Origin of the sequence: Eubacterium sp. AF16-48 (genome assembly GCF_003479405.1) — a bacterium.
GTDB classification, from domain to species: Bacteria; Bacillota; Clostridia; order Lachnospirales; family Lachnospiraceae; genus Eubacterium_G; species Eubacterium_G segne.
The window spans coordinates 135,988-149,318 of the sequence record NZ_QUHB01000003.1 but is presented as its reverse complement, the minus strand read 5'-3'; the positions used below and the strand labels follow the sequence as shown (position 1 = coordinate 149,318).

Genomic DNA, 13,331 nt, shown 5'->3' with positions numbered 1-13,331 from the left:
AAAGTCATTTATATTAATGTCAAAATCAATTTGGCACCAAATGCTACTATCCATGCTATACTGCATTGTAATAAAACTACTATCACTGCCCAATTTCTACCCAGTTCCCGCTTTACTGATGATATTGCTGCAACACAAGGTGTGTACAAAAGGGTAAATATCAAAAATACTATGGCACTTTTAGTAGTAAACATTGTGCTAAGAGCCTTTGTTCCCAACAATACCGTAAGTGTGCTTACAACACTTTCCTTTGCGGTAAATCCCGTTATCAGGGCTGTAGATGCACGCCAGTCACCAAATCCCAATGGTTTAAATATAGGTGCCACAATTCCACCTATCATTGCCAGAATACTGTCTTCTGCATCCTTTACTATATTGAAATGTAAATCAAAGGTCTGTAAAAACCATATAACCAGTGACGCTAAAAAGATTATTGTAAAAGCTTTGGTTAAAAAGTCCTTTGCCTTGTCCCACATAAGTCTTAACACACTTTTAGCTCCCGGCATTCTGTAATTAGGTAGCTCCATAACAAAAGGAACCGGTTCTCCCTTAAACTTAGTGCGGTCAAGTATCAGGGCATATATAATTGCTACTATTATTCCCGTAAAATACAAACCTATCATAACCAACGCAGCCTTATCCGGGAAAAATGCTGCTGAGAAAAATGCATAAATAGGTATTTTTGCTGAGCAGCTCATAAAAGGCGTAAGCATTATGGTCATCTTTCTGTCACGCTCTGATGGTAATGTTCTTGTTGCCATAATGGCCGGCACTGAACATCCGAATCCTATAATCATAGGTACAAAGCTTCTACCGGAAAGGCCCAATTTTCTAAATATCTTGTCCATTACAAATGCAATTCTTGCCATGTATCCACTGTCTTCTAATAATGACAGGAAAAAGAACAATACAACTATTATGGGCAAAAAGCTAAGAACACTGCCTACCCCTACAAATATACCGTCAATAATTAACGACCGGATTACTTCATTTACTTTAAAAGTAATCATTGCATTTTCGCACAGGCTGCTTAGGGCACTGATTCCCATATCCATAAGCTTTTGAAGATAAAGACCTATTACTCCAAAAGTCAGATAGAAAATCAGAGACATTATTACAATAAAAGAAGGAATCGCCGTATATTTTCCTGTAAGCAGCTTATCAATTTTACGACTTCTTGCTCTTTCCCTGCTTTCCTGTGGCCTTACCACTGCCGTTTTACATATTTTATCAATAAATGTAAAACGCATTTTTGCCAAAGCTGCTTCTCTGTCCATGCCGCTTTCCTTTTCCATCTGAAGAATAATATGTTCTATCATTTCTTTTTCATTTTCTTCAAGATGAAGTCTTGCTATAACATCCTCATCCCCTTCAATAAGCTTGCCTGCTGCAAATCTGATTGGAACTTTATTATTATGGGCATGATCATCTATTAAATGCATAATGGAATGTATACATCTGTGAATTGCTCCACCATCTTCTCCATTCGCATCGCAAAAATCCATTCTTCCGGGACGCTCACGATATACTGCCACATGCATAGCATGCTCAATAAGTTCGTCTACCCCTTCGTTTTTAGCTGCTGATATAGGCACCACGGGAATGCCTAGGGATTCCTCTAACATATTAACATCTACTGAGCCGCCGTTGGCTGTAACCTCATCCATCATGTTTAATGCCAAAACCATAGGAATGTCCAGTTCAATAAGCTGCATTGTAAGATAAAGATTTCTTTCAATATTCGTAGCATCTACAATATTTATAATACCTCTTGGTCTGTCATCTAAGAAAAACTGCCTTGATACAATTTCCTCACTGGTATAAGGTGACATGGAATATATTCCCGGCAAATCCACCACCATTGTATTTTCCTGTTTTCTTATCTGACCGTCTTTCCGGTCAACCGTTACCCCTGGGAAATTTCCCACATGCTGATTTGAGCCAGTCAGCTGATTGAACAATGTTGTTTTGCCACAATTTTGATTTCCTGCCAATCCAAAAGTAATCAACTGTCCCTTTTCGATTTTTTCCCCTCTTTGCTTAACATGATATATACCCGACTCACCTATGTGGGGATGCTCTGTTGAATTATACTTTACATCACTGCTTTCCTTTTTCTTTTCCTTATTTTCCTGTAATTCAATATCTATACACTTAGCATCATCCTTTCTAAGTGTCAGTTCATATCCCCAAATCTTATATTCTATAGGATCTCCCATAGGTGCAGCTTTTATGTACTGAATGTCTGTGCCCTGTATGAGTCCCATATCAAGAAAGTGTCGTCTAAGCTGACCCTCACCGCCTACTTTTACTATCCTTCCTGTCTGTCCCTGTTTCAACTGAGAGAGTTTCAATTTTATGCCTCCAATATGTAATACGTATATTTCCTTCCATATTACCACATTGTTGCATTATTGCAACAACTCTCCTGACAAATCATTCAGGTTTTATGAACAGTGTTTTTTTAATTGTTTTAAAAGAAAAATTTCTTTTTATATGGTTCACTGGTCATGGAAATATATGTATATCCTGTATCATTTATCACTTTTTTTATTTCTTCTTCATTTAATTCATTCTCGCTAACCACAACCGCTTCTTTTTTCTTGTGGGAAGATGTAATTTTCTTTGCCTTTATTACTTTTCTTAAGGCATCATTTACATGTGCCTCGCACATTCCACATGCCATTCCATCTATTTTTATAGTTGTTTTAATCATGTTTATTACACTCCTTTTCTCATTCTTAGTTAGTTGATTCTAACCATTTTTTATCTTATCACACTGTTTTATTATTTCAATATTATTGCACAAAGCTTTTTCGTAATTTTTATGTAATTTTTTCGTAACATTTTCTTGAATAGGTTACCATAAAATGGTATGATATTATACGTGGGTTAAAGGTCAGATTATAATAAATTGAATATATTATTGGGACTTTTTCCTGCTTAAGCACTAAGAATCGAGGAAAAATATTTGAAACATTTGAAACAATTACTATTTATTATGGTATTGTCCATAAATATTTTAGCTATATCTTCATTGATATATGCAGATGACGGAACCAACAATTTAGGGAGTGAGGACACACCACCACCGAAAACAACTACCTTGTCAGTAGACGTAACGGAGGAAGAAACTACCACAGAGGTTGTCCCGGTTGTTCCTAAAACATATATAACTTCCATTGTAGAATTAAACAAAGGTGTCAAGATATCCTGGAAGAAACGAAAGGATGTTACCGGATACAAGATTTACAGAAGTGTTAAACCAAACAATGGTTTTAAGCGAACCAAAACCATTAAAAAAAGCACCACCGGTACCTTTAAGGATTTAAAAGCAAAGGCCGGCTCAGTTTACTACTACAAAATTAAATGTTATAAGGACAAGCTTTTATCAGATAGTTCTAATGCAGTGGTATTTAAAACTTCCGATTCGGATTTAAAGCTTGATTTTCATAAGAATCTGGGAAAATTCGTTAAGAAGTATGTACATAAAAAATATCCATGTAATGTTTTAGTTAACAAGTATGTAGAATCATGTAAGACTTTAGCTCCGGGAAAAAAAGCAACCCGTTCGGGACAGTTTACAAGTATAAAGGTAAACAAATCTCCCGTTGCCAATGACTGGAAAAGCGGAAACGTAAAAATAACTTATAAAGTTTCAAGAAAGAAATGTACTTATTACTTAAAAGGAAATATAAGAAAAACAACTTACCCGTTGTTTAAAACATCACTTAAATTAAATGATGTTGACACCGAATCTAATATGGAGCATTTAATACCGGGAGACATTATAGCCTATACCTCTTCTAGTGGACGTGCCCATCACGTAGCCATATATATTGGCAAGTTTGATACTAAGCAGGATTTAGTTAATTATCTTAATTCTGATGCCGTAGGACTTAACTGTACAGGAAATGAAAGCTGGATAAAGTCATGGAACGGCAGTTGCAAGCACTGGGTTATCCAAGGCGGCATGGGTAATAACAACGATGTTTATATATGTAACAATGCTAATGTAACAATGCTAATGTAACAACAACAAACCGTTTTTCAAGTCATTTTTGTTCACTTAGAAAAAGATTAACGTTGTTCTCACCATTACAGTAATTAATAAACAATTTAATACAAATAAAGAAGGCAGATGGTTATTAGCCACCTGCCCCTTTTTAATTATATTAAAATTACCCTTTTTGGAAATTTTAAGTTTTTTCCTATTTAACTTTTACTTTTTTAATAGCTGACCAAACACTATATGCTTTCTTGCCATTTACTGTCTTGTAATATCTTGCTCTGACATATATTGTCTTTTTAGCCTTAAATTTCTTTTTATTCTTAATAGTTACAACATTCTTTTTAGCCTTAACAGTTTTCTTTCCTGAATATGACTTAGAACTCTTGCTGTATGATGTGAAATACTGTACTTCGTATCCCTTAGCACCTTTAGCCTTCTTAAGAGAAACCTTCATAGTTCCTTTTTTAGCCTTTGCTGTAGCCTTTGATACCTTTGTAGCTTTAGGAACATCACTTCCTGCTACTACCTTGAAATCCTGAACATCAATTGTTCCACTCATATCATTTTCATTTGGATATTCCATTGTAAATGAACCAAATGCAAACTTAAGTCCCATTGTGCTCTGCTTGTATGCTAAGCTGTCACCAGGAATTGTTACGTTAGCTGTTACAGTAACATAATCTTTATTTCTGCTGTCTAATGCGATGAATGTGTAATCACCCTTCTTGCTGTAAACAGATTTTCCATTGTATGTAGCTTTAACATTCTGTAATGTAAGAGCCGGATCTCCGTCTTTTTCATTATTTCTGTATGCTTTGAAATGAATATGCTTAACATAATTCATAACACCTGTTCCAACAACTGTTCCAACGTGGCTTACCGGATTTCCTGTAGCCTTGTCCACTGTCTTACCATTTTTCTTTACAACAGAAGTAGTGTAATGAACTATTGTCTTACCCTTCTTGTCCTTTGTTTCATAGTAATATTTTCCCGGAACGTTCTGTGTCTTTTTAATTTCATTTTCAAGTGTGCTTTTGATTTTAAATGAAATTGTGTAAGTACGTCCTTTTTCAATATTAACTATCTTTGTTGCTGTAACGCCCCAAGGATTGCTCATCTTTGCTTCCCAAACAATATTTCCCAAGTCATCGACTTTCTTGCTTGGTCCCCACTGAGCACTTGAACCTGTGCTTACAATATCCATAAGGAAACTTTTAGGTGTCTTTGTCTTCATAGAAGCATTTTCTGTGTAGCTTTTGAATACATTTTCCTTATTGTCATATTTCTGACCATCTTTTATTAAAGCATTTTTCCATTCATTCTTATCTTCACCTGTCTGAACTGAGAATGATTGCCATGCTTTAGAGGCAGAGATGTCTGTACCTTTTTTTACGGCAGCAGGTACTGAAGCCGCCATGCCTACTACTAATGTCATTGACAAAAATACAGCAGACATTTTCTGGAATATACTCTTTCTCATTCTATTCTCCTCCTTTAAAATTCCATACCATAAGAATACCATTTTTGCCATTTCTTTTCAATATTAATATACGCTACAAGTAAAAAAACACATACATTTTTTAACTTTTTACACCCATCTTTTTTTCTCTTTTTTCTATGCTCTCTGCTATCAGCTTATAAAAACCTGCGAATATAGGTACTCCGATTAACATTCCGATTATTCCAAACAAACTTCCTCCAAGAGTTACTGCCGCTAACACCCATATTCCCGGAAGCCCTAGTGAATTTCCCATAATTTTAGGATATATTACATTGCCTTCTATCATTTGAACTACTACTATTAATACCACAAACAATAGTGCCTTCATTGGTGACTGGGTAAGTATCATTAATGCTCCGATAATTGCACCTACATAAGCACCCACTACAGGAATTAACGCAGTAAATCCCACTAATGTTCCAATCATAACTGCATAAGGCAGATGACATATAAGCATAATAACAATACACATTACACCTAAAACCACCGCATCTATTAGTTTTCCAACTATGTATCCATGAAAACATTGGTCAAACACATTAAGCCAATGCATAATTTTATTATACATTTTTTCCTTAAATACCACATAGGTTATCCTTTTAAACTGACTTGCCATTCTTTCCTTTCCCATAAGAAAATAGAAAGTAAAAATAAGTCCCAGGGTAACTGTCACTGCTATGGAAATAACTGATGATGCCACTTCTGCCACGGTATTTACCGCACCTCCTACTCCGGAAAACAGAAATCCACCTATTTTTTCAGCGTAAGTATCCCATTTCATAGTTTGTAATTTTTCCAATGACTTAGGAGATACCACCATTTGTACATATTCATTTTTAGAAACATAAGTTGCCAAATCCGGCAGTGCATTTAGGAAAGTTTCTATACAATTTACAAGTTCAGGAATTATCATATAGATTAATAACACAATTACCCCTAAAACCATTAGAATTGCCCCTGTCATACATACAGGTCTTCTTGATTTAATAACCATCGCTTTTTTACTATTGGGAAAATATCTTTTTTCAAATGAACACATAAATATATTAACAATATAAGCAAAGGAACATCCAATGAGAATAGGTGTTATTCCGCTAAAGAACACTCCTATGGTGTTTCCCACCACGCTCCAGTAATTTATACATAAAAATAATATAAATACACTTACACCTACTTTAAAGCACTGTTTCCATTCTATTTTCATAAAATCTCCTTTTCTTCATCAAACATGCTGCAATTTCATTAGAATTATTCTATCAATTTTTTTCAAAAATTAAAATCCCCTAAAACAGCTATTTGTTTAAATATCCGTTTTAGGAGAATTTTGTTATTTAATCCATAGTGTATATTTTTGTCTCAGTATAAAAATCCGTATAGGTGTCAGAATTGTAAAATCCTCTGTGCCACAAAAATGCTTTTTGGTTTACATCCACAATAGGACGGGCATTTCTTATTTGAATGGTTCCGATTTCTTCTGAATAAACCGACTCCTTCAATGTTACCTGTCCCTGAGAATAATCGTAAAGTTCTATATTATCATAATCATTTTCTTCCCTGGCAACTACAATTCTGTCAGTTCCCATAAAGGATGCTCCCAGCTGATACTTAGGGTTCCAAAGTGGATTTCCACCGTTACATATTTCAATAGTTTTATCTGTGTCATAAAGATTATACACACAATTTTTGTCTGTCCTGTCAGTTGAAAATGTTGCATATAAAATCAGTGGATTTTCCGGTGCTGTTATTGCCACATCCAACATACGCTGGGTAATATTTGCCGGTTTCTTTATCAGCACATTAAATTTTTTCCGTGATATGTTACTCTTTCCCAATTCTGTTTTGTTATCTGAATCGTACATCATTCCTGTATCTAAATCCAAAAATCCCATTCTAATATTTGGATCTCCTGACGTTGGGTTTGATATCATGCATATACGGACTCTTCCTTCTTCTGTTGTAGGCATAAATTTACAATAATATTGTATTAATGAAGTAACTAATATAGTTTCGTTACTCCATGACAATCCGTTTGTGGAAGAACGGTATGCCCAGTTTTTATTATCAACTCTGTAAAAAATATAATACTTATTATTATACTGTAAAATCTGGCTGTAGCAGGTCTTTCCCTGAGACCTTAAAACAACATCCGTGTTGAAATTTTTAATGCTTTCTGCTTCACCTGATATTCTAACGTGAATTTCATTATCACTGTTATGTCCGCCTGAATAAACACACATTATTTTGCCGTTTCTCATAACAGTCACTGCCATTGCATTATGGTCGTCAGTAGAGGTTGTCTTTTTCAGATATGTCTTTTCTGTTTTCTTTGTATCATTATTATAGGATGCCACGCCGCTGTAACCTTCACTTGTGGTAAATCCCCAGTAAACATTATCTTTAGTGTTTGCATATGAAACCACCTGTGGATAACACCACCAGCTCCATATCATATCTTCATTTCCAACTTTATTTATATTCAACTTTTCCAGCTGCCACTTGGCATATAATGTAATATTTCCCGTTGTTCCTTTGGCAATTTTTACAACCTTCTTTGTCAGCTTACTGTCTCTATACCACCCCATAAATACATAATTTTTCTTTGTTGGTGCAGCCAGCTTCACTGTTACCTGACATGTATATGTTTTTACGCTTGACTTATTTAAAGTTCCGCCATTTACGTTGTAAGAAATCTGATATGTTCTAGCCTGCCACTTAGCGTATACCTTTTTGTTTCCCTTTGAGCCTTTTTTAATGGCAGTTATTTTGTTTCTATAATATTTATCTGTATACCAGCCCTTAAAAAGATATCCCTTTTTAGACGGTGAATATAATTTTTTTGCTTTGTTTGATTTATATTTTGAAGTGTTCTTTTTGTTATTTGTTCCTCCATTTAAAACATATGTCACTTTATATGTTTTAACCTTTGCTTTCGCAGATACCTGCATACTCATTCCCAGTGCAAATACAAGGGTAAGCATGACTAACATTAAACTTTTTTTCTTCATTCTTTTGCCTCTCATTCCTCAAGAAAATATCATGACCCGTAATTTAATTCCACAATTTATTATATAAACATTTTTGCAAAAATCAACAAATTGCATCATTAATATTATTCCCGATAATATTTAATCTCTTTCTTATTTTATTAAACAAAATTAATATTAATTTGATGAATTGCACAATCATATTATATTTTTTTTAGCATAAATTATAATAATAAGTTTCCGGAGAATTGTTATGTCTGGTTCACAGCAAATTTCATTATTGAGGCGAAGTATTTTTTGGCTATGCATTCTTATTGCAGTGGCTGGTGTTACATACCATTATCAGGAAAATATTTTTAAAGAAGGCTTTGATTCCCTGACTGCTACTAATACCCCAAAGGACATTCCTATATGTAATGTAAAAACCAATAAAAAACTTGTTTCCCTTTCCTTTGATGCCGATTTTGGAAACGAAGATATAGAAAAGATTTTAAGTGTTCTAAAAAAATATGATGTTAAAACAACATTTTTTATTACAGGAAACTGGGTTGAAAAATATCCTGAGGCTGTCAAAAAAATGCAGGCTGCCGGTCATGATTTGGGTAATCACAGCTACCATCACAAACATATGCCTGAATTAGATGCCACCGAAATATCTGACGAAATTAATACTGTAACTGAAAAAGTAAAAGAGCTTACCGGAGTTACCATGAATCTTTTCCGCCCTCCTTATGGTGACTATAGTAATGCCCTTTTAACCCAGGCTAAATCTCTTAATTATTATGCCATTCAATGGAATATTGACAGTCAGGATTGGAAAAACTATGGTACCGATTCTATTGTAAGTACCATCCTTAACCACAAAGATTTAAAAAACGGTTCTATTATCCTTATGCATAATGGTGCAAAATATACTGCTGAAGCTTTGCCTAAAGTAATTGAAGGTTTAAAGAAAAAAGGCTATGAAATTGTTCCTGTATCAAATCTAATATATATGGACAATTTCCATATCGAACCGGATGGCAGTCAGGTACAGGATACAAGTCAATAACTTTATATACAACCCCACCGGCTTAGCCGGTGGTTTTCTCTGTACTCATAAGGATCTTCTCTCAACTTATTTTATGTTACACACAATTCTAAGCTGTTTATTCTTTTGTACGCCTGTTTATCTGCGTTCTATATATTTTCGTTTTTATTTAACAATCTTAGTTGTTATTGACAAGAATATTTTTAAATGATACCCTCAATCACATGGTGACTTTTGCTGCTACACTATAATTTTCGGTTTAAAATGCTAACATTTTTAACCTTATATATTTTCTTAATTTTCCAAATCATCCGGCTGGGTGTTTCGCAGAATGAACATGAAACCTCCACCGAATCCCATTATCATTCCCAGATAACCTGCCGTTGCAAAACAGTATAATGTGCTAAATATGTATGGTGTCAATAAAATGGCAGCTCCATATAGTATCATTCCCATTAAACACCATAATAAAGTGTTTAATGCCAGATAACATCCTCTTTTTGACACCGGCAAAAATTCGTGTATCCTTAATGCAACCTTCCATATAACTCCATACATTTCATGCATAATAGTGCCTCCTTACAATTCTGCTGTATATTTACTAAGCCTATCTTTATATATGTTGTAAAACTCACTTCCCGGCATTTTGTCAATTTCCCTGCTATACTCATGAAGTCCAAGACTGCCGTGGGCAATTTCCTCAACACATCCGGCTATGTTAGAACAATGGTCTGATATTCTTTCCAGTGCAGTAATAATATCAGTCATAATAAATCCCTGTTCAATAGTACATTCACCTTTTTTAAGCCTGTCTATATGACGTTTCTTTAGTTCATGTTTAAGCTTATCTATCACCCTTTCCATTGCCTCAACTGAAACGGCAGCATCTGCATCATTATTTATATACGCCATATTAGTTTCTTCCAAAATTTCAGCTACCGCTGCTATCATTTTTCTTATTTCTTTTGAAGCATTATCAGAAAATTTCAACTTCTTTTCAGCAATCTCTTCTGCTGATTTTGCAATTCCAACGGAATGGTCGGAAATTCTTTCTACATCACCGATAATATGAAGTAACTCGCTTACCACACGGCTATCCTGTTCACTTAAATTTTGCTTACTTACATGTACAAGATATGTGCCTAACTTGTCCTCATATTTATCAATTTCCTTTTCGCAATCTTTTATGTTTTCAAAATTCTTTTCGCTATATTCACCTATTAATTGGCAGGCAGATTTAACACCCTGTATTGTTTTATCAAACATTGTCTGAACCTGTTTCTTACACTGTTCAATAGCTATAGTTGGTGTTGCCAAAAGTCTCTCATCTAACAACTGAAGAGAATCTCCAACTTTTGCATCCCTTACAATAAAGCATGCCAGCTTTTCCAACTGATTAGCAAACGGGAATAACAAAGCCGTACATAAAACATTAAACAAAGAATGTATTACCGCAATTCCCAGTAAACTGGCACTTTCATCTATAAACGAAAAATGTATAAGACTGTTTACTATACAAAATACTGTAAGTATTACTGCTGTTCCTATAATGTTAAATGTAAGGTGAACAACAGCTGTTCTCTTGGCATTTTTATTAGCTCCAACAGAAGAAATCATTGCAGTAACACATGTTCCGATGTTCTGTCCCATTATAATCGGAATGGCGCTGCCATAGCTTACTGCTCCTGTAGATGCTAATGCCTGCAAAATACCAACTGATGCTGATGAACTTTGTATAATTGCAGTAAGGGCAGCTCCTGCTAACACACCTAATACAGGATTGCTAAACATTGTAAGAATATGTTGAAACTGGGGGACATCCCTAAGAGGACTTACTGCTGATGACATTGCCTCCATTCCAAACATAAGCACTGCAAATCCTAATAATATGTTTCCTAAATCAGCATTTTTTGAATTTTTCTTTCCCATTACAAGAATTATTCCAACCATTGCCAAAATCGGTGTAAATGATGTTGGCTTTAAAAGGCTTACTAAAATGTTGTCACTGGTAATTCCCGTAAGGCTTAATATCCAGGCTGTAATGGTTGTACCAACGTTGGCTCCCATTATTATTCCAATAGCCTGTTTAAGTGTCATAATACCTGAGTTTACAAATCCTACTACCATAACAGTAGTGGCTGATGAACTTTGTATTATGGCAGTCACCCCTGCTCCAAGAAGGAATCCCTTCCATCTGCTGGATGTGAGTTTTTCCAAAATTGACTTTAACTGATTACCGGCACGCTTCTCTAAGGCTTCTCCCATAATGTTCATTCCATAAAGAAATAGTGCCAGACCACCTATTAGCGATAAAAAATTAAATATGTTCATTTTTCCCTCCACTATAAAATATTTGGTTTCTTTTTGTTTCTTTAATTTTATAGTATAGGTGCCTTGTAAATTGTAATTATTTGTAATGTAAAATCTAAGTTAAATTTGCGAAAAATTTAGAATAAAATGGTGATTTTTGTTCCTTCTTTGTATTTGCTCTTAACAAAAACCTTGGCATTATGAAAATTGGCGCCATGCTTTACAATGGAAAGCCCCAGTCCTGTTCCACCTATTTCCTTAGAATGACTTTTGTCTGCCCGGTAAAATCTTTCAAATATTCTCCCGATATCCTCGTCTTTTATTCCAATTCCCGTATCTTCCACCGACAAATTTATTCCATCGTCATTTTTTAAAATGTTCACATAGATTTTTCCACCGGTTTTATTATATTTTATGGCATTGTCAATCAGATTAAATATCATTTCCTCAATAATCTGCTCTGCCCCGGTAATTACCAAATGCTTTCCTGAAAGAAACATTTTGATATTTCTCTTTTCCGCTGCCGCCTCTAAATGTCCCATAACTGCCTGACTTGTTTCATATAAGTCAATTGGTTCCATTTTCACGGCAATATCCTTGCCATCTAACTGGGAAAGCTTAATAATATCACCAACTAAAATAATTAATCTTTGCGCCTCTGAATGTATTTTTCCTGCAAATCTTGTAATGTCCTCCTCTTTCACCATTCCGTTTTGAATTATTTCCGCAAAGCCGGATATGGAAGTAAGAGGTGTTTTTAATTCATGGGATACATTGGCAGTAAAATCCCGCCTTAAATTATCCTGCTTTTCATGTTCCATGTTAAGCTGCTCTATCTGTTTATCTATCTGATTGTTTTGCTTTATGATTTTATCTATTAAAGGTTCAATTTCATCATATACCTTTTCCCTGTCAGGTTCATTTAAATCGATTTGATTTATTGGTGTGGTTGCTGCCTTTGAAACCCTTCCTGCCATATATGCCGCTATAAGAATGGCAAAAACCATAACACATATCATGGGAAATATTGTATCCATAAATGTTGACCACACTGTAGACATATCCTCCGACAATCTTAGTACATCTCCGTTATTAAGAAGCTTTGTTACATTTATTGTTTTCCTTGATAGTGTATCAGAGTATCTTTCAGAATAACCTGTACCATTTTCTCTTGCTTCCCTTATTTCTTCCCTGTCATTATGATTTCCTAAACTGTTAATATCATTTCTATTGTCAAATAACACCTTGCCGGAACTATCTACTAACGTTATTCTGTGTTTTCCACTTAAAGATTTCAAAAAGGCCACACCATTCAGTTCTACACCGCTTGATGTGGCCGTTAATTCGCCCTTTAAGGCTGCAATATTTTGATTTGAAAAACTTTTGTAAACGATTACTACAGTTAGAATGGTAGTTAATGCTATTACAACAGAAGAAATGATAAACATATTAAGAAAAATCCTTTTGCTCATTTTCTTTATTCTTATCATTTTT

The 13,331-nt window shown here is 34.7% G+C and carries 10 protein-coding genes; 2 read left to right on the top strand and 8 right to left on the bottom strand.

Annotated features, from left to right (window positions below; genetic code table 11):
- Positions 1-8: 8 nt before the first annotated feature.
- Positions 9-2,354, bottom strand: coding sequence for a ferrous iron transport protein B (gene feoB, locus DWW68_RS05030; protein ID WP_118589105.1), 2,346 nt, complete (start codon positions 2,352-2,354; stop codon positions 9-11).
- Positions 2,355-2,473: 119 nt separating this feature from the next.
- Positions 2,474-2,716: a heavy metal-associated domain-containing protein gene (locus DWW68_RS05025; RefSeq protein ID WP_118589106.1), complete on the bottom strand. Its 243-nt coding sequence runs from the start codon at positions 2,714-2,716 to the stop codon at positions 2,474-2,476.
- Between the two features lie 255 nt (positions 2,717-2,971).
- Between DWW68_RS05025 and DWW68_RS05020 the strand changes: the two genes are divergently transcribed.
- Entirely contained in the window at positions 2,972-4,033 is a 1,062-nt protein-coding gene (locus DWW68_RS05020) for a fibronectin type III domain-containing protein (RefSeq protein ID WP_118589107.1), read from the top strand.
- A gap of 178 nt (positions 4,034-4,211) precedes the next feature.
- Here the strand turns inward: DWW68_RS05020 and DWW68_RS05015 are convergent, their stop codons facing one another.
- From DWW68_RS05015 to DWW68_RS05005, 3 genes are all read right to left on the bottom strand, one after another.
- Positions 4,212-5,492, bottom strand: coding sequence for a hypothetical protein (locus DWW68_RS05015; RefSeq protein WP_118589108.1), 1,281 nt, complete (start codon positions 5,490-5,492; stop codon positions 4,212-4,214).
- Between the two features lie 100 nt (positions 5,493-5,592).
- A complete protein-coding gene (locus DWW68_RS05010; protein WP_118589109.1) occupies positions 5,593-6,717 on the bottom strand; it encodes an AI-2E family transporter in 1,125 nt (374 codons plus the stop codon).
- Between the two features lie 127 nt (positions 6,718-6,844).
- Positions 6,845-8,518 carry an InlB B-repeat-containing protein gene (locus DWW68_RS05005; protein WP_158576812.1) on the bottom strand — a complete coding sequence of 558 codons (1,674 nt, stop codon included), beginning with the start codon at positions 8,516-8,518 and terminating at the stop codon, positions 6,845-6,847.
- Between the two features lie 232 nt (positions 8,519-8,750).
- Between DWW68_RS05005 and DWW68_RS05000 the strand changes: the two genes are divergently transcribed.
- Positions 8,751-9,548, top strand: a complete 798-nt coding sequence (locus tag DWW68_RS05000) for a polysaccharide deacetylase family protein (RefSeq protein WP_118589111.1) — start codon at positions 8,751-8,753, stop codon at positions 9,546-9,548.
- 273 nt (positions 9,549-9,821) lie between these two features.
- Here DWW68_RS05000 and DWW68_RS04995 read toward each other — a convergent pair whose 3' ends face one another.
- The 3 genes from DWW68_RS04995 to DWW68_RS04985 form a co-directional block, all read right to left on the bottom strand.
- Positions 9,822-10,094 (bottom strand): hypothetical protein, encoded by a 273-nt coding sequence (locus tag DWW68_RS04995; protein WP_118589112.1) that lies wholly within the window; start codon positions 10,092-10,094, stop codon positions 9,822-9,824.
- 12 nt (positions 10,095-10,106) lie between these two features.
- Positions 10,107-11,858, bottom strand: a complete 1,752-nt coding sequence (locus DWW68_RS04990; protein WP_118589113.1) for a Na/Pi cotransporter family protein — start codon at positions 11,856-11,858, stop codon at positions 10,107-10,109.
- A 116-nt stretch (positions 11,859-11,974) separates the two neighbouring features.
- Positions 11,975-13,327 (bottom strand): ATP-binding protein, encoded by a 1,353-nt coding sequence (locus DWW68_RS04985; RefSeq protein ID WP_118589114.1) that lies wholly within the window; start codon positions 13,325-13,327, stop codon positions 11,975-11,977.
- Positions 13,328-13,331: the final 4 nt, after the last annotated feature.